This window comes from gamma proteobacterium SS-5 (genome assembly GCA_009497875.2).
Taxonomy (GTDB): domain Bacteria; phylum Pseudomonadota; class Gammaproteobacteria; order Chromatiales; family Chromatiaceae; genus Magnetovirga; species Magnetovirga frankeli.
Map to the genome: position 1 here is coordinate 161,201 of CP032508.2, position 23,028 is coordinate 184,228.

Genomic DNA, 23,028 nt, shown 5'->3' on the forward strand with positions numbered 1-23,028 from the left:
CAAAAAATTAAATGCTCTGCGCTCTCTGCGCTTCTTTGCGATCTCTGCGTCCTGAATTTAAGTCCGGGACTAGAGATTCAGCCCCTTGTCGCCGCGGGCTATGCCCAGGGGGCCGGAGCGTACCACCTCTACCAGCATGTCCGGATGCACTGCCTTGATGAAGGCGTCCAGCTTATCACCGTCACCGGTCATTTCTATGATGTAGCTGGTCTCGGTGACATCGATGATGTTACCGCGAAAGATATCGGCCAGGCGCTTGAGCTCGTCGCGGTAGGCCTTTTCGGCGCGTACCTTGATCAGCATCAGCTCGCGCTCGATATTCTTGCCCTCGGACAGGTCCACCAGTTTGACCACGTCGATCAGCTTGTTCAGCTGCTTGGTGATCTGCTCGATGATGGCATCGCTGCCACGGGTGACCAGGGTCATGCGCGACAGGGTCGGGTCTTCGGTGGGGGCCACGGTGAGCGACTCGATGTTGTAGCCACGGGCCGAGAACAGACCGGCCACCCGGGACAGGGCACCGGCCTCGTTTTCCATCAACAGAGAGATAATGTGTCGCATCAGGCCAACCCCCGCTCAGCGTTCAGTTGCGGTGACATATACATTTCATGGTGGCCCTTGCCGGCCTCGATCATGGGATAGACATTCTCCTCGGGATCTATGGTGATATCCATGAACACCAGCCGATCCTTCATGGCAAAGGCCTCTTCATAGGCGGCCTCCAGGTCCCCCGGACGGGTCACCTGCATGCCGACGTGGCCGAAGCTCTCGGCCAGTTTGACGAAGTCCGGCAGGGAATCGACATAGGAGTGGGAATAGCGCCCGGAGTAGAAGAATTCCTGCCACTGACGGACCATGCCCAGGTAGCCGTTATTGAGCAGAACTATCTTCAATGGCAGATTGTATTGTTTGCAGGTGGCAAGCTCCTGTATGCACATCTGTATGCTGCCCTCGCCGGTTACCACCGCCACGTCGGACTTGGGATGGGCAAACTTGACCCCCATCGCCGAGGGCAGGCCGAAGCCCATGGTGCCCAGGCCGCCGGAACTGATCCAGCGCCTGGGTTTGTCGAAGGGGTAGAACTGGGCGGCGAACATCTGGTGCTGACCCACGTCCGAGGTGATGTAGGCATCGCCCTTGGTGACCTTGTGCAGCATCTCGACGGCGTATTGGGGCTTGATCACCTCGGCCGAGCGGTCATAGCGCAGGCAGTCCACCGCGCGCCATTGCTCGATGCGCTCCCACCAGTGCTTGATCGCGCCGCCATTGATCTCCGCCTTGCGCTCCTGGGCCATCTTGATCATGTCCCGCAGTACCTGCTTGACCGGGCCAACGATGGGCACATCCACGCGCACGTTCTTGGAGATCGACGAGGGGTCGATGTCGATATGCACGATGCTGGCATTGGGACAGAAGTGGGCGATCTTACCGGTGACCCGGTCATCGAAGCGGGCACCCACGGCGATCAGCACATCGGTCTCGTGCATCGCCATGTTGGCCTCATAGGTGCCGTGCATGCCCAACATGCCGAGGAACTGCCGGTCGCTGGCGGGGAAGGCCCCCAGCCCCATCAGGGTGCTGGTGATGGGGAAGCCGGTCTCATGCACCAGGTCGGTCAGGGGCTTGGCGGCCTCGCCGCTGATCACCCCGCCACCGGTATAGAACACCGGCCGCTCGGCCTTGAGGATCAGGTCCATGGCCTTCTTGATCTGGCCGGAATGGCCCTTGGTCACCGGGTTGTAGGAGCGCATCTCGACCTTTTTCGGATACACATAGGGGATGCGCACCGCCGGGTCCACCACGTCCTTGGGGATGTCCACCACCACCGGGCCTGGGCGGCCGCTGGTGGCGATATAGAAGGCCTTTTTGATGGTCTCGGCGATATGGCGCACGTCCTTGATCAGGAAGTTATGCTTGACGCAGGGCCGGGTGATGCCGACGGTATCCACCTCCTGAAAGGCGTCCGAGCCGATGAAGGGGGTGGCCACCTGGCCGGTGAGCACCACCATGGGGATGGAGTCCATGTAGGCAGTGGCTATGCCGGTGACGGCATTGGTGGCACCCGGGCCGGAGGTCACCAGGGCCACGCCGGGCTTGCCGGTGGCACGGGCATAGCCGTCGGCGGCATGGGTGGCGGCCTGCTCATGACGCACCAGGATGTGATGCACGTCCTCCTGTTCGAACAGGGCGTCATAGATATGCAGCACGGCCCCACCGGGGTAGCCGAATACGTACTCGACACCTTCGTCACGCAGGCACTGCACAACGATTTCGGCACCGTTCAATTCCACGTTAACCTCCTGGGTCAGGGGCCCAAGAACCGCCATGCTGCGGCCCTCGGGCTAAATGCGAGCCGTACAACCTACCCAGACAAGGGCGTAAGGTCAAGGACAGATATCAAATGTCAACCCAATTCAGAACCATCCCCTCTTTCTCGTTCCCACGCGGCGCGTGGGAACGAAAATAAAAGTAGAGTTAGACGTTGAACCGAAAATGGATTACGTCGCCGTCCTTGACGATGTATTCCTTGCCCTCGGAGCGTAGCTTGCCGGCCTCTTTGGCCCCCTGTTCGCCCTTGGCCTTGACGAAGTCCTCATAGCCTATGACCTCGGCGCGGATGAAGCCGCGCTCGAAATCGCTGTGGATCACCCCGGCGGCCTGGGGTGCGGTGGCACCCACCGGTAGGGTCCAGGCGCGTACCTCCTTCTCGCCGGCGGTGAAATAGGTCTGCAGGCCGAGCAGCTGATAGCCGGCCCGCACCACCCGGTTCAGACCCGGCTCGTCCAGGCCCAGGTCGTCGAGAAATAGGCGGCGCTCGGCGTCATCCAGCTCCACAAGCTCCATCTCGATGGCGGCGCACACCGCCACCACCACCGCGCCCTCGGCGGCGGCGTATTGCTCCACCGCAGCCAGGGCGGGGTTGTTGTCGAAGCCGTCCTCGCTGACGTTAGCGATGTACATGCAGGGCTTGATGGTGAGCAGGAAGAGATCGCGGATCTCCTGCTGCTGGTCCTTGTCCAGACCCAGGCTGCGCACCGGTGCGCCGGTGTCGAGGTGGGCCTGGATGCGCCCCAGCAACTCCTTGCGGGCAAGGATTTTCTTGTCGCCGGTCTTGGCCTGACGGTTGACCCGATCCAGGGCCCGCTCCACGCTCTCCAGGTCGGCCAGGGCGAGTTCGGTGTTGATGACTTCGATGTCGGCCAGGGGATCGATCTTGCCGGCGACATGGACTATGTCGTCGTTCTCGAAGCAGCGCACGACGTGGGCCACGGCATCGGTCTCGCGGATATTGGCGAGGAACTTGTTGCCCAGCCCCTCGCCACGGGAGGCACCGGCCACCAGACCGGCGATATCCACAAACTGCATACTGGTGGGGATGATCGCTTGGGGCTTGACGATGGCGGCGATGACATCCAGCCTCGGGTCGGGCAGCGGCACCACGCCGACGTTGGGGTCTATGGTGCAGAAGGGGTAGTTTTCCGCCGCGATGGCGGCCTTGGTCAAGGCGTTGAACAGGGTCGATTTGCCTACATTGGGCAGGCCGACGATACCGCATTTGAAACCCATGATAGTGATACCTAAGTCAGCAGCCCGATAGGGGGCCGGTCTTGGAGGGGGAGTAGTGTCTGGGCCGGGCGCTTGAGCCCGCTGGTTTTGCGCCGTTCCCGGATTCCGCTAGGCTCCATCCGAGCTACAGTCGCTGGCCGCTGGCCGCTTCACTGCACCTTGAACAGCTTCTCGAAATTGGCGATGCGCAGAATATCCGCCACGCCTGGGGTGGGATTGGACAGTACCACTGACTCATTGCCGCCCTTTTTGGCGTGTTCGCGCAGCTGCAGCAACATGCCCATGGCCGAGCTGTCCATGTACTGCACCCTGGAGAGATCCACCACGAAGCTCTTGCTGCCCTTCTCAAAGGCCTTGTAGGCGGAAGAGAATTCCCGGTGCTGGGAGAAGTCAAAGCGCCCGTCGATGGCCAGGGTCACCTCGTTGTCGTTGTCTGTTACCTGTATTGCCATTTTTGTTATTACCGGTCGGGTTTGTCTTGCTGGTGTGCGCCGCTCAGCCCTTTGCCTGGCCTGGGTTGCGCGTCCAGGGATAGGTGATTTTAACCCTGTTGCCGGGGGAAAAATAGACCACGTCCTCGGCCATCTTGCGGATCAGGCCTATGCCGCGACCGCTGAGGCCATCCAGGGCCAGGCTACCCTGCCCCTTGTTCTGGTAATCGAAGCCTGGCCCGCTGTCTTCCACCTCCATGCTGAGGATGCCGCCATCGCTGCTCGGCTGGTGGTCCAGGCTGAAGCGGACGAAGCCCTGCTGCACCTGTTCCAGGCGCTGCTCCCGCTCCTGATAATACTCGGCAAAGCCCTCGGGGCTGGATTTGAGCCCCGAATCCAGGCGCAGTACGCCATGCTCCAGGGCATTGGAAAACAACTCCGCCACCAGGGTATAGAGCTGCTCACGGTGGTCTTGCAGCCCCTGCACCTCCACCAGTAATTGGGTGAGCATGGGGCGCGGGTCCAGGTTGCGCAGGGTATCGGGGTCGAGCAGGATATCGTAGTGCCAGCAGGTGCTGCTGCCGCCACCGCGCAATATCTCCCGCTCCCCGGCCGGCTTGCGCGCCAGGCGCGCGCCCATGCGCAGCACCAGCAGGCTGATCTCATCCCGCCCCAGACGCTGGCGCAGGTGTTGGCTGACCTGCTCCAGGGTCTGTTCCAGATCGGGCCCCAGGCAGGCGGCCAGGCCATCCAGGGCGATGGGCCAGGGCAGGGCCTCGGAAGGCTGCTGGCCGCGGCCGCCGGTGGCCAGCAGCAGGTGGTCACCCTGCTGCAGGGTGAAGGGCTCCAGGCCGCGACCGAGCTGGGCATTGTCCAGTATCGCCAAGGGGGTGTGCTGGGAGCCGAGCCGCTGCGCCGCGCCATCGGCCCGTTGCAGCAACATGCAGGATAGACCGCCGTTCCAAATCGCACCCCCGCCCTGCTCCAGGTCGATCTCCAGCAGGCTGGCGGCAAAAAAGCCCTCGCTGGGCAGCAGTGCCTTGAGGCGCTGGTTGATCTCCAGCAGTATGTCCACCAGGCCAAAGCCCTTGGCGGTCATGGTGTAGAAGATCTCCGCCACCGGCAGGACGCCGATGGAGGCGGCCAGGCCATAGCCGGGAAAGCTCCCCAGCAGCAGGTAGATCTTGCCCATGGGGGATTTTGCCGCCAGGATCAGATCGCCGTTGTACAGCGCCCGGGGCGATAGCCGCCAGCGCAGATTGGACAGCTCCTGTTGCAGGTCATCACGCACCACGCTGGCCAGCACGGTCTGCGCCACCGCCTCCTCACGCGCCACCAGGGCGCGGTAGCCAACCAGCTCCTGACGCCGTTGCAAACAGCTACAGTGGTGGCTCAGACGCAGGCGGAACAGGGACGCCTCTTCAGCATCCGGCAGCAGGTCATCGCCACCGGCCTGGATGAAAGCCTCGGCCCGTGCCGTTGTGACCTGGCCGAGCAGCAGCACCAAGGGCTCTGCCGCAGCCAGCTCACGCAGGTGGCGCAGGGCATCGAGCAGGCCCTGCCAGGCGTCTGCCGCGTCCTCCGCCGGGGCCTGGATGAGTACCGCCTCGGGCCGCTGCTCGCGCCAGCTATGCAGCAGCTGGGCCAGCCGACAACTGGCCAGCTGCTGCGCCAGCCCGTTGAGCACGCGCAGCGGCTCGGCCAGGGCCTGTGGCTCGCCGACCAGCAGAAAAAGGGTTTGGGCACAGGGGTTGGGCTTGGGTGCGAGGGGATGGGTCAAACTCTGGCCTTTGTTGCAGGATGAAGGTGGGGATGAGCATTGGCCCTGGACTTCAGCCAATTTGCGATCTCCGCGCTTGTTTGCATCCTCTGTGTCCTTTTGGGTTAGGGTCAAAACAGCTCCACGTCCCCCTCGTCCATGGACTTCTGCTCTACCGGCCCTTGGCCGTGGCTGGATTTGGCTGCATTATCCATCTCTTGCAGCTGTCCGTGCAATGCCTTGAGCTGCTCGGAGTAGTCGGCAAGGCCGCCGATCATGGCCAGATCGATCTGCTCGATGCTGTCCTTCAGCTGGGCCAGCAGCTGCTCCATGCCCGCCACCCGCTTGCCCGCGTGTTGACTCAGTTGGGTGACTATATCCTCGAATTGCAGCGAGCGCACGGCCTGATCCACCAGCCCGTCGATCTGACCGTTGATCTGCGCCACCCTTTGCAGCTGTTCGGCCAGACGCTCGTTGAAGGCACCTATGTTCTCCATCATGCGGTCCACCATGCTCTTGGAGCGGACCAAGGAGGTCATATCGCTGGAAGCCATCTCGCCGATGGTCTGCTTGGCCTGCCCGATGCTGGAGCGGGAGTTGTTGATCACGCTGCGGATCTGGTCGTTGAATTTGTCCGAGCGCTGCGACAGCTTGCGCACCTCGTCGGCCACCACGGCAAAGCCGCGCCCGGCCTCGCCGGCCCGGGCCGCCTCTATGGCCGCGTTCAGGGCGAGCAGGTTGGTCTGATCGGCAATCACCTTGACGTCGCTGAGCAGGGCATCGGCCTTGTTCATCTCCTCGGCGGTCTCGTCGATGATGTCCACCATGACCATGCTTTTCTGGCTGACGCTGACGATGTTGTCGATGAACTGCTGCAACAACTGCTTGGTCGTGTCGGCGAATTGCTCGAAGCTGGTGATCTGCTCCGCGTCGGACGGCGAGTTCTGCTCGGCGCAACAGCCCATGCCCTGCACCAGGCCGGCGACCAGGTCGCTTTGTTCATTGGAGGCCTGATGCAGGCCCTGAAAACTGTGCTGCAGGCTGCCTATGGCATCCCCCAGCAGGTGTTGAATGCGCTCCAGGTCGGCACGCAGGGTTGCGCCTGTGTCCTGGGCGGCGCTGTCCAGGCCGCCGCTGAGTTGGGTCAGGCTGCTATTGAGTTGCCGCAGTTGGTCATCTGCCCCCGGCTGCGGGGCGCTGTCCTGCTCCTGCCGCGCCCCCAGCCAGAGGCTGACAAACCAGAGCGCAAAGGGCAGCAGCAACCAGCCCAGGGTGAACAACCCGGCACCGGTCAACCAGGCCAGCAACAGCACCAGGGGAGCGGCAAGGCTGGGCAGAATCCATTTACTATTGCTTTGATTTGTCATTAGTTAACTACAATTTATTGATCTCATGACCCTTTTTATCGGCACATCAAGACCAAACCTTTAATCTGTGGTTTGCTGTGAAACGGCCTTGCCCTTGTCCTTGCCCATCTCCCTTCAAACTTCAATTTGATTACCCATGTATCTCAGCCATTATCTCGGCTTGGCTGGCCGTGCGCGTCCGGGGCTGAAAGGTCGGCCTTGCCGTGCGGCATAGGGCGGGCCGCGCCCGCCGCCACGCCACAGCAATGAAGCCTGCCCCTGGTGGTTGCGCGGCGGCCACGGGCCGCCCTATTCAATTGGCTGAGATTTTTGGGTAATCAGGAACTTCAAACAACTCACTCACTCCCAGTCGATCAGCCGTTGGCCGATGCGATGCAGGGGCAGGATTTCATCGGCGAAGCCACGTCGCGCCACTTCGCCGGGCATGCCCCAGACCACGCTGCTTTTTTCGTCCTGCACCAGGATGCGCGCGCCCTGCTCGCGCATTTCGCCGGCGCATTCGGCACCGTCATCGCCCATGCCGGTGAGCATCACCCCCAGGGCGTTGGGGCCGACGTTGTCGGCCAGGGAGCGAAACAGCACGTTCACCGAGGGCTTGTGCCGATTCACCGGCGGGCCGTCGTTGAGGCGGCAGATGTAGCGCGCGCCATCGCGCTGCACCAGCAGGTGCTGGTCGCCGGGGGCCAGATAGACGTGGCCGGACAGGATCTGCTGGCCGTCGCTGGCCTCCTGCACCTGCAGGGCGCAACTTTCGTTCAGCCTGCGCGCGAAGGAGCCGCTGAAGGCCTTGGGGATGTGTTGGGTGATGACAATGCCGGGCATGAAGGGGGGCAGGCCTTCGAGTACCTCCTTGATGGCCTCGGTGCCGCCGGTGGAGGCCCCTATGCCAATGATGCGCTCGGTGGTCTGAAAGTGCTTGCGCCCGGAGCGGGCCAGCACCGCATCGGCATTGTATTTCTCCGCCACGGCGCGGGGCTTGCGGGCGGTGTAGGGGCGCACCCGCGCCTTGGCTGCCGCATGTACCTTGGCGATGATCTCGTCGGCGTACTGACCCAGGCTGGCACCCAGGTCGATCTTGGGCTTGGAGACAAAGTCGATTGCGCCTATCTCCAGCGCCTCCAGGGTGATGTTGGCCCCGGCCTCGGTCAGGGAGGAGATCATCACCACCGGCATGGGATGCAGACGCATCAGGTTGCGCAGGAAGGTGACGCCATCCATGCGCGGCATCTCCACGTCCAGGGTGATGACGTCCGGGTTGAATTTCTTGATCTTTTCCCGCGCCACATAGGGGTCGGGGGCGGCACCCACCACCTCTATATCCTTGGCCTGGCCGAGGATCTGGCTCAGCATCTGCCGCACCAGGGCGGAGTCATCGACGATGAGTACCTTTATCATAGTGAAGTCAGAGTCCTTTACATGTGTTCAGCGGCCCATGTCGGGGATTATTTTTCCACTCTGCGCTCTCTGCGCTCCTTGGCGTTCTCCGCGTCCTTGCCTCCCGCCTGGGTTCAAAACAACTCGATCTCGCCCTCCACCGGGGCCTCTTGCAGTTCGCTGCGGTAGCTGAGTTCGCGCCGGATGACGGTGTCGTTGTGCAGGTGCTTGAGCTTTTTGACCCGTACCCGGCCGGTGGCGGGATAGTACACCACCTTGCGCGGATAGACGTCACCCAGGTCCTGGCCGAGCAGGTTGAGGCCTTCGGTGCTCAGGTATTCCCGCACAAAACGTATGTTCTGTTCACCGATATTGGTCATGCTGTCGATGATCTGACCCCCGCCGAACAGCTTGACCTCCAGGTTGCGCCGGTGGCCGCCGTGCTTGAGGATGTCGTTGATCATGTGCTCCATGGCGTAGTTGCCGTAGCGCGTGGCGGTGCTGGCCGGGTTGCCGGTTCCGCCGCCCCAGGAGCCGGTATCGGACAGGGGCAGCATGAAGTGGTTCATGCCGCCGATGCCGAACAGGCGATCACGGATACAAGCAGACACACAGGAACCCAGCACCGTGGTGATCAGCTCGTTGTGCGCGGTAACGTAGTACTCCCCCGGCAGTATCTTGGCCGCCACCATGCCCTGACTGCGGTCCCAGTAGCGATTGATGCGCTCGAAACCGGGCAGGGGCTTGCCCAGCTGACCTGGCTGGGCCTGCATCAGGCCACCCGCCTGTAGATGGTATTGCCGATCGACTCGAAGCGCTCGCTTACCTTGTACAGGGATTCGGAATGGCCGATGAACAGGTAGCCGCCCAGCTTCAGGTTCTGCGCATACCTATCCACCAGCCGCGCCTTGGTCTCCTTGTCGAAGTAGATGATGACGTTGCGGCAGAAGATCACATCCAGCGGTCCCTCCATCTGCCAGTCCTCCATCAGGTTGAGCTGGCCGAAGTCGATCAGCTCCCGCAGGCTGGGCTTGACCCGCACCAGGCCCTGATTGGCCCCATGACCGCGAAAAAACCAGCGCTTCAGGCGGGCGTGCTCTATGCCCTTGGTGCGCTCAAGGGGATAGACGCCGCGGGCGGCGGTGGCCAATACGTTGGAGTCGATATCGGTGGCGTTGATGCGGTAGTCCCAGCCGCTGAGCTGGCTTGCCGCCTCGCGCAGGGTGATGGCCAGGGAGTAGGGTTCCTCGCCGGTGGAGCAGCCCGCCGACCAGATACGCAGGCGGCGCTGGGCGGCGTTGCCCTGGCGAATCTGCGGGATCACCGTGCGACTAAGGTAGTCAAAGTGGTGCCGCTCGCGGAAAAAGGCGGTGAGATTGGTGGTGATGGCGTTGACCAGCTCCAGCACCTCCTTGCCGCTGGGATCGTCACGCACATAGGCGCAATAGGCGGAGAAGTCGCTCAGGCCGAGGGCGCGCACCCGGCGCGACAGGCGCGAGTAGAACATATCGAACTTGTCGTCACTGACGACTATGCCGGTACGCTGGTTGGATATCTTGCGCAGGAAGTTGAAGTTCTTGCGTGTAAAGCGGAATTCCCGTTGTTTTTCCTCCACCATGGCCGCCTGGTGCCCCTTGCGCTCAGAAGAATTCAATATCGCCGGCATCGGCGTTGGCTTCTTCGCTGGCCTGGTAGATCAGGGGGGCCAGGGGCAGATGGCGCAGGAACAGGTCCTGCTCTTCGGGCATGCTGTGGCGCCGATTGATGCCATCGAGCAGCTGCCGCCAGGCCTCGTGCCGGTCCAGCTGACCGGGCTGCTGGGTCAGGCCGGCCAGGTCATCCAGGGCCCTGGCCACATGGTCCAGGCGCTGCGACAGGCGATCATAGAACTGCAAGGCAGTGAGTACCCCCTGCACGTATTCCAGTACCTGGCCATCGAAGCGGTGCAGGGGTGAGTCGTCCGGCAGGCCGCTGAAGGCCACGCTGATCTGTACCGTCTCATCCACATAGCGTACCGCCTCAAGCAACTCGGTGATGGAGCCGGTGAGGCTGTCCATGGAGTGGTTGGCCTCGGCCAGGGCGTCCTTGATCTGCGCCGCGTTCAGGTCCAGCAGCCAACGTGCCGCCTGCAGGCCTTCCAGCCGATCCTGTTCTTCTGTTTGCTGATTCATGTCAACCTCAGGGCTTGATCCAGACCCATATCGGCGGCGGCCTTGTTCAGGGCCTCCGAGCTTGCCTGCCAGTGCAGGCCACAGCCGCGCCGGGTCGCCTCCTGGACGAAGGCTACCAGCATCTGCACGGCAGCGCCATCCACCTGTTGCAGCTCGGCGGCGGACAACCGGTAGTCCTCGCCGCCCTGGTCGATCAGCGCCTGCAGCAGGCGCTCGTGCATCTGGCCCACCTCGCGGATGGTCAGTACATCGCCCAGGTCGATCACCTCAGCGGCCTGGGTGGCGGCTGACTCAGGCTCAGGCTCAGGCTCAGGCTCAGGCTCGGCAGCAGCGGCCGGTTTGGCCGGGATCGCCGCCACCTCCTGTTCGATCTGCTCCAGCCCCTGCAACTCATCCTCCAGGGTAAAGTCATCCCCCAGACCAAGAAAATCATCGGCCGCCGTGGACAGGTCTTCGATATCGGCCAGGGGGTCGTGGGCCATCAGCTCGGCACTGGATTCTTTGTCCTTCATTGCAGGATCCTCCGTTGCAACAGGTCTTGCGCCAGCTGAATGAACTCCTCGGCAGCGGCGCTCTTATTACGGTATTCAAAGATGGTGCGGCCCATGCTGGGGCACTCGGTCAGCACCGTGGATTCCTTGATCGCCGTGGCCAGCACCCGTTTGGGCATGTGCTTGGCCAGCCGGGCTATGACCTCGCGCGAGATGCGCCGCCTGGGGTGAAAGCGGCTGAGCACCACCCACAGATCCAGCCCCTTGCCCCGAAAGGGCTCGAAGCGCTTTACCGTGGCCAACAGCTTGGCGAGCCCGTTGAGGGAGAGATAATCCCCCCCCACGGGGATGATACCCCTATCCACGGCCATGAGCACATTGGCCATCAGCAGGCCGAACATGGGCGGGCAGTCGAACAGGATGTAGTCATAGTTCAGCTCGGTCCGTTGCAGGGCATCGCTCAGCCGCCGCGCCCGCGCCGCGCCGCCTTCATGGATCTGTTCCACCCGCTCCAGCCGCGCCCCGCTGGGCAACAGCCAGAGGCCATCGCGGCTGGACAGGGTCAGCTGGGTCATGTCGGCACCATTAAGCAGCACTTCATCCACACCTTGGCTGGGCTGGCGGAACAGGCCCAGACAGGTGGCCAGATGCCCCTGGGGGTCCATATCCACCAGCAATACCCTGTGCCCGGCCAGGGCCAGGGCATGGCCCAGATTGACGGTCAGCGTGGTCTTGCCAACGCCACCCTTCTGGTTGATCACGGCAAGGGTTTCAGCATTCATGGGTGTTCATCCTAAGTTGGCCAAGCCGGAACCAAGAAAAGGAGGCAGAGGGCGCAAAGAACGCAGAGTGGCAAAGGGGTTTTCGCAAGAAGAATCAATCCCCTGCGTACTCTGCATTTCCTCACTCTGGCATCCTGCTTTGTTCTACCTCCTGCGTCCTGAAATTCTCGATATTTTGTTCGCTATTTTACTGGCAAGAAACGCACACGGGCGGTCGGCCTCACACCTCGGCCGCCAGGTCCTTGAGTTCTTCCGGGTCGAGCAGTTGGTCGGAGTCCAGCAGCACCACCATCTGCTCCTGCCGATTGACCATGCCGACCAGGTAACGGTAGTCGATATGGCCGCCCATGCGAGGCGGTTTGCGCACCTCATCGGCGGCCACGTCGAGCACGTCGGAGACCGAGTCCACCACCACGCCGATGACCAGGGGCTGGTCGTCCTGATGTACCGCCAGGACGATGATCACCGTGGTCGGGGTGTATTCGCCTGGGTCCAGGCCGAAGCGGATGCGCAGATCGACAATGGGCACTATCACGCCACGCAGGTCGAGCACCCCTTTGACATGCTCCGGGGTGTTGGGCAGGGGCCGCACCGGTGCCCAGCCCCGGATCTCCTGCACCTTGAGGATCTCCACCGCGTAGAGTTCGCCGCCAAGCTCGAAGCTCAGATACTGGCCCTGGCGGGCGGCGGGGGCATCTTTTGGCTGGTTCATGGATCAGGCCCTCCTGCGACGGGCAAAGCTCTGGTTGGTTCGTCCTAGGATCATGGGGTGGCCCGTGGCCGCCGCGCCCGCGCCAGGCGCAAGCCTCATTGCCGGGGCTTGGCGGCGGGCGCGGCCCGCCCTATGCGGCACTGACTTTTCAAGCGCTCTTCGCGGCCAAGGCCGCTCCTACACTGCTCAGAACTCTTCCCATTCTTCATCGTTGTCGTCGTGCACCTGGGCTATGGGGCCGGGCTTGACCTTGCCGGGGGCGGCCAGGGCCGGGCGGTTCTGTGCCCGCTTTGGGCCTGGGCCGTTGCCGGCCGAGCGGTTCTGCGCCGGGGCGCTTGCCCTGGGTCGGGCCGAGCTGGCCGGGGCCGAGGCATAGCCCGAGCGGCGCACCCCGCCGTTGCGCCCGGAGACGGTGAAGAAGCCCATCAGCTCCTCCATCTCCCGCGCCTTCTCGGTCATGGAGGCGGAGGCGGCGGAGGTCTGCTCGGCCAGAGCGGCATTCTGCTGGGTGACCTCGTCCATGGCGGTTACCGCCTGGTTGACCTGGTCGATGCCGGAGGACTGCTCGGCGCTGGCGGCGGCGATTTCGGCGATGATATCGCCCACCTGCTTCACCCCGAGCACGATCTCCTGCAAGGTAGCGCCGGACTCGTTGACCAGCTCGGAGCCGCCCTTGACCTTTTCCACCGAGTCCTGGATCAGCTCCTTGATCTCCTTGGCGGCAGCGGCGGAACGTGAGGCCAGGTTGCGTACCTCGGTGGCCACCACGGCAAAGCCGCGACCCTGATCGCCGGCGCGGGCCGCCTCCACCGAGGCGTTCAGCGCCAGCAGGTTGGTCTGGAAGGCGATCTCGTCGATCACGCCGATGATCTCGGCGATCTTGTTCGAGCTGGCGTTGATCTCGCTCATGGCGCTGACGGCGCGGCTGACCACCTCGCCGCCCTTTTCCGCCAGCTGGCGGGCATTGGCGGAGACCTGATTGGCCTGCTGGGCGTTGTCGGCGTTATTGCGCACGGTGGAGGTGAGTTCCTCCATGCTGGCGGCGGTCTCTTCCAGGTTGGCCGCCTGCTGTTCGGTACGCTGGGACAGGTTGTTGTTGCCGGAGTTGATCTCATCGGCGCCGGTGGCGATCACATCCGCCGTCTCCAGCAGCTGGGAGACAATGGACTCCAGCTTGCCGATGGTCTGATTCACCGCCTCCTTGACCTCGCCGTAGGTGCCCTGATAGTCGGTCTCTATGGGCTGGGTCAGGTTGCCCTCGGACATCGACTTCATCACCCGGGCGATGTTGTCGAATACCTCTTCCACCACGCCGATCAGCTCATTGATACCCTGGCTGAGCTTGAGGAAGAAGTCGGTCTTGTTGCGGGTGTCGATGCGTCGCGCCAGATCACCGCTGCGGGCCGAGGCGATGATGCCATCCACCTCCTGCTCCACCTCCACCTCGGCGGTACGGTCGGCCCATTCCACCACCGTGCCCAGGCGGGTGCCCTCGTCGTCCACCACCGGGTTGGCGACGAACTTCATGGTGCGGCCACCGACCACAAACTCGGCACGGTGCGGCGCGTTGAGGCGATCGATCAGGCTGCGTTGATGGGAGGGGTTCTTGTGGAACTGATCCATGTTGCTGCCGATCAGGCTGCGGGCGTCAAAGCCCGGAATATCCTGGCGCAGATCCCGTTCGATCGTGCTGAACATGGTCTGGCCGCTGTTATTGAGGTAGATGACATTGTGCTTGGCGTCGGCCACCATGACGCTGGAACTGACGTTATCCAGCGCCACCTTGAGGCGCAGGTTGACCGCCGCTATCTCACGCTCGGCGGCGATCTGGGTGCGCAGGTTGTCGCGCATGGTGCTGACGGCGGCGAAGATGCCGGTCTTGGCCTTGCCGCTGTCCTGGATCTCTATGTCCAGATTGCCCTGGGCGATGTTGTTGGCGATGTCTTCCAGATAGGCCGGCTCGCTGCCCAACTGGCGAAGTATGCTGCGCGCCAGATACCAGCCGAGCAGGATGGAGAACAGAATCCCACCCAGGGCGATGGCCCCGACCTGCATCAACTGCTGACCAGCTTGCTGCGCCAACTGGCCTGCCGTGCTGGTCAGATCCTTTTCCATGCGTGACTCCACCTCGGCCAGCAGGTTGATCTTGCCCGTCTGCATACGGAACCACTGACCGGAATCTATGCCAAAACCGCCCAGATCGGCACGGTTCTTGGCGATCTGGCGCATACGCTCGGTCTCGCTGATAAACTCACCGGTCATCTTGCTGGTAAAGAAGTTCAGCCCCTCCTCCGTGGCCAGGGCCTTGTATTGCTTGAGAAAGGCCTCCTGGGCCGCCATCAGCTCCAGGAATCGAGCGTACTGGCCTGAGGCAAAGCGGTCGCTGGCGAATACCGCCGAGAGCACGGCGCGCTCTATGCCGGCCCGCTCCTTGGCCTCCAGCAGGCTGTAGTAGGCGGTGTTCAACAGGGTGATCTGGGCGTCCGAGCTGACCTTGGACAGTTCCGGTACCAGAGCGAGGAATTGGGCGTTGGTCTGGGTGTAAAAGCCGATGGCATCGCGCACCTCGATGCCGCTGGTATCCACCCGGGAGCGGATGCCGGGCAGCTGCTGCATCCGATCCAGGCTCTGGCCGAGCATCTCGGCCAGGGTCTTGCCCAGGATGGCCTCTTCCAGGCCCTCGGCGTAGTCGCGCAGGACCTTGAGTTTCTGATCGCTCAGACCCCGCTGACTGGCCAGCTCAGAGGCAAAGCTGCGCCCGCCGCTGCCGATGAAACCGGCGGTCAGGCCGCGCTCCTTCTGCAGCTCATGCACCAGCTCGCCGGTGCGGGCGGCCAGTATCTCCAGCCGCTCCAGCTGTTGCGCCTCACTGCGTTTATCCAGCGCCTCCAGCACCTGGGTCAGGGCAAAGTAGCTCAGCACCAGTACAGGTACCAGCATCAGCAGCACCAGCTTTTGCACGAATTTGAGGTTGTTGATGAATCCCATGATCTTTCCCCCAGGATTGGCTAAGGTTCGTTAATAAAATAAAGTGGCTTGTGCATCAGCAACGGGTATCAGCCGGTCACGGCATCCTCCGCCGCCCCCTCCTCGGGCAGTTCAGCGAACATGCGATCCACATCCAGCAGCATGATCATCTCTTCGCCCCAGGTGGCCAGACCGGAGATCCACTCGGTGGCGATACGGCCGCCGAACTCCGGGGTGCCGGAAATATCCTGGCTGGTGGCATTGATCACGTCTGAAACGCCATCCACCACCACGCCGACGCTGCGGGTCTGGCCACCCTGCTTGACCATCAGCACGATCACCACCGTATCCTTGCTGTAGGGCTCCACCTCCAGCCCCAGGCGCAGGCGCATGTCAAAGATGGGCACTATGCTGCCGCGCAGATTGACCACGCCCTGAACGTAGGATTCCGAGTTGGGGATGCGGGTCACCCGCTCCCAGCCGCGAATCTCCTGCACGCGCAATATATCCACGCCGTATTCCTCGCCGACCAGCTGGAAGGTCAGGTACTGGTCGCCCTTGACCTCCACCTGGTCGCCGCGCGGGTCGGGAATATCGCCTTGAACGCTCATCTGTCTGTCTCCACTCAGCCGACCAGGCTCATGGGCGGCTCCACCGGCGCTGGCCGCTGGCTGCGATTGGCCAGGCGGATCAGACCGGGGATGTCGAGGATCAGGGCCACCGAGCCATCCCCCAGGATGGTAGCGCCGGAGATGCCTTCGACGCGCTTGTAGTTGGCCTCCAGGGATTTGATCACCACCTGTTGCTGACCGAGCAGGTCATCGACGAACAGGCCGCAACGACGCCCCTCGCCCTCCACCACCACCAGCAGGCCGCCGCCCAGGTCGCGGGAGCGGGCGCTGCTGATGCCAAACAACTGGTGCAGACGGATGATGGGCAGGTATTCGTCGCGCAGCTTGAAGGTCTCGCCGCGCCCGGCCACCAGGTTGATCATGTGCTTGCGCATCTGGATGGATTCGACGATGGATACCAGCGGGATGATGTAGGTCTCATCCCCCACGGCGATGCTCTGGCCATCCAGAATGGCCAGGGTCAGAGGCAGGCGGATGATGATGGCGCTGCCCTGCCCTGGCGTGGATTCGATCTCAATGCTGCCGCCCAGCTCGTTGATATTGCGCCGTACCACATCCATGCCGACGCCGCGCCCGGACAGGTCGCTGACGGCATCGGCGGTGGAGAAGCCGGGCTGAAAGATCAGCTCGTAGATCTGCTTATCCGACAGGCTGTGCTCGGCCTCGATCAGGCCGCGCTCTATGGCCTTCTGCTCGATCCGGTCACGGTTCAGGCCGCGGCCATCGTCGCGGATTTCAATGATGATATTGCCGCCCTTGTGGAAGGCGTTGAGCTGCACCGTGCCGGTCTCCGGCTTGCCGGCGGCGCGGCGCTCCTCCGGCCCTTCCAGGCCGTGGTCGATGCTGTTGCGCACCAGATGCACAAGGGGGTCGCCGATCTTTTCGATCACCGTCTTGTCCACCTCGGTATTCTCGCCGCTCATCTTCAGCTCGATCTGCTTGCCCAGCTTGGCGCTGAGGTCGTGTACCAGGCGCGGAAAGCGGCTGAAGGTGAAGCTGATCGGCAACATGCGGATCTGCATCACGCTCTCTTGCAGCTCGCGGGTGTGGCGCTCCAGCTGCACCAGGCCCTCTTGCAGGCGATCCAGCCGCGCCATGTCAAAGTCGGCACCGAGCAGGCCGAGCATGGATTGGGTGATCACCAGCTCGCCGACCATGTTGATCAGGGCGTCTATCTTGTGGATATCGACGCGGATGGAGCCGCCGCCACTGTTGGCTGCGGCCTTGCTGGGCGCGTCCTTGCCCTTCGTCGTCGACGCTACTGGCGCTGCGGTCTGCGCGGATTGCAGCGCCGCTGTGGTCGGCTCCGCTTCGGCCTGCGCCGTTACGGCCGCCGGCCGGGGGCTGTGCAGGGGCATCTTGGGGATGATGATCAGCTCGCAGTCGTCCTCGACCCAATCGAATACCTCGCTCACCGCCTCCTGGTCTATGCCCTCGCCCTCCAGGTGCAGGTCCCAGGACAGATAGCAGGCCTCGGGGTCAAAGTCCTCGAAGGAGGGCAGCTCGCTGCTGTCGCAGTCCAGGCGCAGATCACCCAGCCCGCCCAGCTCGCGCAGGATGCGCAGGGGGTCGTTGCCGGTGCGCATCATCTGCTCCAGCGGACGGAAGACGATGTGCCAGCCGATCGGCTGTGGCTCTGCCTGTTCGGCCGTCTCGGCCGCTGGCCCTGCCGGGCCTGAGGTCTGCGCGGCCGACTGTGGCTCAGAGGGGTTGCTTTTAAGCTCCTGATCCAGCTCCTGCTTCTGCGCGGCGACCCGCTGCGCATCCACATCACCGCCATCACGGGCCGCCTCCAGCATGGCCTTGAGCACGTCCACCGAGCGCAGCAACACATCCACCCCGCCGCTGGTCACGGCGCGGCGGCCATCACGCATCTCGTCGAGCAGGGTCTCCATGACGTGGGTGAAGTCGGCGATATTGGTGAAACCAAAGGTGCCGCTGCCGCCCTTGATCGAATGGGCCGCACGAAAGATGGCGTTGATGTCCTCCGGGTCCACCGCTGAGGGGTCCATGCGCAACAGCCCGGATTCCATGATATCCAGGCCTTCGAAACTCTCTTCGAAGAATACCTGGTGGAATTGGGCCATATCGATGGACATAAAAGACTCCTGAGGGGACAGAAAGGCTCGGCGGGAGGGGATCAGCCCAGCACCTTCTGCACCGTCTTGACCAGTTGATCGGGATTGAAGGGCTTGACGATCCAGCCGGTGGCCCCGGCTGCCTTGCCCTGTTGTTTCTTGTCGGCACCGGATTCGGTGGTGAGCATCAGCAGCGGGGTAAAGCGAAACGCCGGCAGGGTGCGCAGTTCCCTGATCAGGCTGATGCCATCCATATTAGGCATGTTGACGTCGGTAATCACCAGGTCAAAGGATTGACGCTTGGCGATGGCCAGGGCCTGCACCCCATCGGCCGCCTCGGTCACCGTATGCCCGGCGCCCTTGAGGGTAAAGGAGACCATCTGGCGCATGGAGGCCGAGTCATCAACAGTCAGAATGGTTGCCATGAAAAACTCCTAAAAAAACATGATGGAAAAGGCGCCAAGCTTGCCATCTCTTGTGTTAGCGGTAAACCGGGAAAAATCTTGAGCCAAATCGGCAAACTGGCCAAAAAACCTCTACCTTAAGCAGGAACTATTTTTCATCTCCATGAATTCTCAAGTATTTTCTGGGCTAAACCTGCCAACTGGCTGGCAATTCACCTAAAGAACCACCGCCAAGAACCCGATAACTGTGGAAATCTGCTCAGGACAAAAGCAAGAAAGATGCCAGGCATTGCGCCCAAAGGATGGCCCCGCCTAGGAGCCTGTCGGGTTTAGGTACCCGTAGCGAGCAAGGTGGGAGAGCGAGAACAAATTTTCACGATTTTGAGGCGCTGAGTTTCCCTACGCAACGAAAAATCGGGGCCAATGTTTAAAATAATTCTGGGCCGTTCTTCCCACCGGCGCAGTAGGAGCATCCTAAATCCGACAGGCTCCTAGGCGAGTCTGGTCTGATGTGTAACTCTTTGAAACAACTCTGTGATCTCGGCAACTGCTCCTGCGTTGCTCTACCTCCCCACATCCTGTGGGTCGTCGGCAACTGCTCCTGCGTTGCTCTACCTCCCCACATCCTGTGGGTCGTCGGCAACTGCTCCTGCGTTGCTCTACCTCCCCACATCCTGTGGGTCGTCGGCAACTGCTCCTGCGTTGCTCTACCTCCCCACATCCTGTGGGTCGTCTGTGTCTCTGTGGCTTAACTGAGGAATATAGGTTTATGGGATCGAACTTCTTTTCGGTTTGCCCTTATTCTTGCTATCCCGCCACCTCAGCTTGGGCTTTTTCTTCTCCAGCTTGGGCGCAACCGGTTTTTTCTTCTTTTTCTTGCGTTTGAATTCCGGTTCCTTGTGCCTGGGCTCCAGCCCCTGGCGTACCGCCCTGGGGATCTGTTGCTGCTGGTAGCGCTCGATGCGGCCGAGCAGGCGGGCGTCGTGGGCCTCCACCAGCAGCAGGGCCTCGCCCTCGCCACCACGGCCGGTGCGGCCGGAGCGGTGTACATACAGCTCGGCGCTGCGCGGCAGGTCGAAGTGGATCACCCGGCCGACATCTTCGATATGCAGGCCACGGGCGGCCAGGTCGGTGGTCACCAGCACCCCAAGCCGCTGTTCGCTGAACTGATGCAGGACACGGTTGCGCTGCCTCTGCGGCATCTCGCCGTGCAGGGCGGAGCAGGCAATGCCACGGGCCTGCAGCTGACTGGCGATCTGCTCGCAGCGGTCGCGGCTGTAGGTGAACACCAGACTGTGACCGCCCTGGGCGAGGATATCCCCCAGCAGGGCCAGCTTGTGCTCCAGGCTGTCGGCCAGATAGGCCCGCTGCTGGATATGGCTGGGCAGGCTGCGCGCCGAGCCGATGGATAACAACAGCGGGTCGTGCAGCCAGTCATTGGCAAAGCCACTCAGGTCGCCCTCCTCCAGGGTGGCGGAGAATAGCAGCAACTGGCGCTGCTCCGGCAGTAATTGCAGGATGTCACCGATTTCGGCGGCAAAGCCCATGTCGAGCATACGGTCGGCCTCGTCCAGCACGCACAGCTGGACGTCGAACAGGGCCAGGGTTGCGTCCTCCAGCGCCCGCAGCAGGCGACCGGGGGTGGCGATGAGCAGATCGGGCAGGTGCTGATGCAGACGTTGCAGTTGCTCGGCGTAGGACTCGCCGCCGGCAATGGAGACCACCCTCAGGCTGGTGTGTTCAGCAAAGCGGATGGCCTCCTTGAACACCTGCCGGGCCAGCTCACGGGTGGGCACCAGTACCAGTGCATGGGGACCGCCCTTGCGCCCATGCTGCTCCAGCAGCAGGTGCATCACCGGCAGCAGATAGGCCAGGGTCTTGCCCGAGCCGGTGGGCGATTGCACCAGCAGGTCACGCCCCTCCAGCAGTGCCGGGATCACCTCCGCCTGCACCTCGGTCGGCCGCTGATACTGGTTATTGCCCAGGGCCCGCAACAGACGGGTATTCAGGTCCAGCTCGGCAAAGGATTCAGTCATCGGGCTTCTCGGCTTGCAAGGGTCGTTGATTTTGACAGAATGGGCGCAAATGGTTTGATCCTTGCCAAGCTTCAGCGTGGTAACAAGCAAACCTTTCTACACTTTGCGTTCTTTGCGTTCCCTTTGCGCCCTTTGCGATCCAATTTTTAGAACCATTTGCGTCTATTTATGTTCATTGGCGGACCCTTCTGCCTCAGCGTGCAACAGCTCCGCCCAGTCCAGCAGGCTGGCGAGGACGGCGGCACGGTCCGGGCGCTCCTGGCTGAGGCGGGCGATTTCGCTTTGCAAGGCCTCGCCGCTCAGCTCGCCCTGCTGCAGATGCTGCCTGCACAGCTGGTGCCAGCGCTGTTGTTCTTCCGACTTGAGGCTATGCGGCCAGTTACGCGCGCGGTAGCGAAACAGCAGCTCCGGCAGGCGCGGGTCCTTGAACGGGATGCGGGTGGTCGCCAGTGCCTCGGGGTTCTCGCTCAGCTGCAGCACCAGGTCACAGCGCTTGCGCTCGGCGTTGTCGATAAAGCCCTGATACAGCGCCTGCTCCGGATCTGTCTCCGGACCAAAGGGATTGGCGGAGAAGACCTCCAGCAGCTTGGGGGTCAGACCGGCCATGGCCGCCAGCAGCCGTTGGCGGTGGTCCTCGGCCTGCTGCAAATCAATCGACCACTCGCGCCGGGCCGAGTCGGTGAGGGTGTTGAGCGGCACCAGCACCGGGCACTTGTTCAGATGCACCGTCTTCAGCGCCGGGCGCTGCTCGTTCTCGGCCAGATCGCTCTGGCTGGTGTAGAGCAGGCGGGTGATCTCCTCGGCGGGCAGGTCCAGCCAGGCGCACGGGTCCTGGGTCAGGTCGCAGACGACTATGCCGTTGTTGTTGCTCGGATGCTGCAGCAGGGGCATCACCGGGGCTATGCTGCCGCGCTCGGCGGGGAACATGCCGGAGACGTGCAGCAGCAGGCCTTTCTGGTTGAGATCCAACAGGCCACGGGCCGCTGTCTTGCCCTTGTGATCCAGCACATACTGATACAGCTTGGGCTGGCGCTGGCGCACCAGCCGGGCCAGGGCGATGCTGGCATAGACGTCCGCCAGGGCATCGTGGGCGGCACCGTGTTCGATGTGATTGGCGACCGTCAGCTGATCCAGGCGGAAGCTGGGGGCGCCGTCCTCGCGCACCGGCCAGTTGATGCCCTCGGGACGCAGGGCGCGGGTCAGACGCAGCATGTCGATGATGTCCCAGCGACCGCACTGGTTCTGCCATTCGCGACCATAGGGGTCGCGGAAGTTGCGGTAGAGGCCGTAGCGAGTGACCTCGTCATCGAAACGGATGCTGTTGTAGCCAACGCCGCAGGTGCCCGGCTCGCTCAGGTGTCTATGCACCTCGGCAAAGAAATCGGCCTCGATCAGGCCCTGCTCATCGGCATACTGCGGGCTGATGCCGGTGACCACCAGCGCCATGGGGTGCGGCAGCCGGTCCCGCGGCGGCTTGCAATAGAAGTTCACCGGCTCGCCAATGAGGTTCAGGTCCAGATCGGTGCGCACCCCGGCAAACTGCGCCGGCCGGTCCCAGCGCGGATTACTGCCCCAGGTCTCGTAGTCATGCCAAAAAAAGCTGGTTTCTTGCATGGGTGTTCTCTAGATACAAAATGGGACGCAGAGGGCGCAGAGTTTATTCCAGCAGCCAGGGGCCTGTCGGATTTAGGCTGCTCCTACTGCGCCGGTGGGAAGAACGGCCCAGAATTGTTTTAACCTATAAACCGCAGATTACGCCGATTATCGCAGATTAAATGTAACTACTCGCCCACTCTCATCTCTTAAGGACAGAGCATCTAATCCCCCCCCTTTGCAAAGGGGGTAGGGGGATTTCTTCAGCCAGAATCCCCCTCAATCCCCCTTTTGCAAAGGGGGAGGTCAATTCTCTACCCATTAAACCCCCTTTGGTTAGGGGCAATAGCCGGTCGCCAAGGGCTGAGGTAGTTTCCACAGCTGTTCCACCTGAGGCATCCCTACAGTCGTTTATTTGACGGATGTCAGGGGATGGGATTAGGCGGCTGTCGGATGTCAGGGGATGGGATTAGGCGGCTGCTCGCTGCTCGCCTTGGATGAACTCAACCAGGTCGCGCATTTCGTCTTCTTCCCACATACCACGCGCCTTGGCAGCAACGGATGGCACCAGCGCATCTGTCTCTGCGATTTTCTGCTTGTCTTGGTCTGACAAGACGCCCAGCTGCGTCTCAAGAAACCGGCGCTCACTGTTCAAGACCCCAGC

Annotated in this window: 20 protein-coding genes; all 20 read right to left on the reverse strand. The window is 62.5% G+C overall.

Annotation, left to right across the window (positions count from 1 at the left end; genetic code table 11):
- Window positions 1-69 precede the first annotated feature (69 nt).
- The 20 genes from ilvN to D5125_06185 all read right to left on the reverse strand — a co-directional run bounded on the left by ilvN (window position 70) and on the right by D5125_06185 (window position 23,019).
- Entirely contained in the window at window positions 70-561 is a 492-nt protein-coding gene (gene ilvN, locus D5125_06090; GenBank protein ID QFY89079.1) for an acetolactate synthase small subunit, read from the reverse strand.
- Window positions 561-2,291, reverse strand: a complete 1,731-nt coding sequence (locus D5125_06095) for an acetolactate synthase 3 large subunit (protein QFY91072.1) — start codon at window positions 2,289-2,291, stop codon at window positions 561-563. Before D5125_06095 ends, ilvN begins: the two co-directional genes overlap by 1 nt.
- A gap of 184 nt (window positions 2,292-2,475) precedes the next feature.
- Window positions 2,476-3,567: a redox-regulated ATPase YchF gene (gene ychF / locus D5125_06100; GenBank protein ID QFY89080.1), complete on the reverse strand. Its 1,092-nt coding sequence runs from the start codon at window positions 3,565-3,567 to the stop codon at window positions 2,476-2,478.
- A 149-nt stretch (window positions 3,568-3,716) separates the two neighbouring features.
- Entirely contained in the window at window positions 3,717-4,019 is a 303-nt protein-coding gene (locus D5125_06105) for an STAS domain-containing protein (protein ID QFY89081.1), read from the reverse strand.
- A 43-nt stretch (window positions 4,020-4,062) separates the two neighbouring features.
- Window positions 4,063-5,778, reverse strand: coding sequence for a SpoIIE family protein phosphatase (locus tag D5125_06110; GenBank protein QFY89082.1), 1,716 nt, complete (start codon window positions 5,776-5,778; stop codon window positions 4,063-4,065).
- 110 nt (window positions 5,779-5,888) lie between these two features.
- Window positions 5,889-7,124: a hypothetical protein gene (locus tag D5125_06115; GenBank protein QFY89083.1), complete on the reverse strand. Its 1,236-nt coding sequence runs from the start codon at window positions 7,122-7,124 to the stop codon at window positions 5,889-5,891.
- A gap of 339 nt (window positions 7,125-7,463) precedes the next feature.
- On the reverse strand, window positions 7,464-8,519 hold the full coding sequence (locus tag D5125_06120) for a chemotaxis response regulator protein-glutamate methylesterase (GenBank protein QFY89084.1): 1,056 nt from the start codon (window positions 8,517-8,519) through the stop codon (window positions 7,464-7,466).
- Window positions 8,520-8,632: 113 nt separating this feature from the next.
- Window positions 8,633-9,271, reverse strand: coding sequence for a chemoreceptor glutamine deamidase CheD (gene cheD, locus D5125_06125; protein ID QFY89085.1), 639 nt, complete (start codon window positions 9,269-9,271; stop codon window positions 8,633-8,635).
- A complete protein-coding gene (locus D5125_06130) occupies window positions 9,271-10,116 on the reverse strand; it encodes a protein-glutamate O-methyltransferase CheR (protein QFY89086.1) in 846 nt (281 codons plus the stop codon). Before D5125_06130 ends, cheD begins: the two co-directional genes overlap by 1 nt.
- A gap of 22 nt (window positions 10,117-10,138) precedes the next feature.
- Window positions 10,139-10,669: a hypothetical protein gene (locus D5125_06135; GenBank protein ID QFY89087.1), complete on the reverse strand. Its 531-nt coding sequence runs from the start codon at window positions 10,667-10,669 to the stop codon at window positions 10,139-10,141.
- Entirely contained in the window at window positions 10,666-11,181 is a 516-nt protein-coding gene (locus D5125_06140) for an STAS domain-containing protein (protein QFY89088.1), read from the reverse strand. The genes D5125_06135 and D5125_06140 overlap by 4 nt, the downstream gene beginning before the upstream one ends.
- A complete protein-coding gene (locus D5125_06145; protein ID QFY89089.1) occupies window positions 11,178-11,942 on the reverse strand; it encodes a ParA family protein in 765 nt (254 codons plus the stop codon). The genes D5125_06140 and D5125_06145 overlap by 4 nt, the downstream gene beginning before the upstream one ends.
- Before the next feature lie 220 nt (window positions 11,943-12,162).
- On the reverse strand, window positions 12,163-12,654 hold the full coding sequence (locus D5125_06150; GenBank protein ID QFY89090.1) for a purine-binding chemotaxis protein CheW: 492 nt from the start codon (window positions 12,652-12,654) through the stop codon (window positions 12,163-12,165).
- Between the two features lie 186 nt (window positions 12,655-12,840).
- Window positions 12,841-14,814, reverse strand: a complete 1,974-nt coding sequence (locus D5125_06155) for a HAMP domain-containing protein (GenBank protein ID QFY91073.1) — start codon at window positions 14,812-14,814, stop codon at window positions 12,841-12,843.
- A gap of 896 nt (window positions 14,815-15,710) precedes the next feature.
- A complete protein-coding gene (locus D5125_06160) occupies window positions 15,711-16,232 on the reverse strand; it encodes a purine-binding chemotaxis protein CheW (GenBank protein ID QFY89091.1) in 522 nt (173 codons plus the stop codon).
- A gap of 14 nt (window positions 16,233-16,246) precedes the next feature.
- Window positions 16,247-18,352, reverse strand: coding sequence for a chemotaxis protein CheA (locus D5125_06165; protein QFY89092.1), 2,106 nt, complete (start codon window positions 18,350-18,352; stop codon window positions 16,247-16,249).
- A 41-nt stretch (window positions 18,353-18,393) separates the two neighbouring features.
- Entirely contained in the window at window positions 18,394-18,756 is a 363-nt protein-coding gene (locus tag D5125_06170; GenBank protein QFY89093.1) for a response regulator, read from the reverse strand.
- 746 nt (window positions 18,757-19,502) lie between these two features.
- Window positions 19,503-20,771 carry a DEAD/DEAH box helicase gene (locus tag D5125_06175; protein ID QFY89094.1) on the reverse strand — a complete coding sequence of 423 codons (1,269 nt, stop codon included), beginning with the start codon at window positions 20,769-20,771 and terminating at the stop codon, window positions 19,503-19,505.
- A gap of 162 nt (window positions 20,772-20,933) precedes the next feature.
- Window positions 20,934-22,385, reverse strand: coding sequence for an exodeoxyribonuclease I (gene sbcB / locus D5125_06180; protein QFY89095.1), 1,452 nt, complete (start codon window positions 22,383-22,385; stop codon window positions 20,934-20,936).
- 448 nt (window positions 22,386-22,833) lie between these two features.
- Entirely contained in the window at window positions 22,834-23,019 is a 186-nt protein-coding gene (locus D5125_06185; GenBank protein ID QFY89096.1) for a hypothetical protein, read from the reverse strand.
- Window positions 23,020-23,028 lie beyond the last annotated feature (9 nt).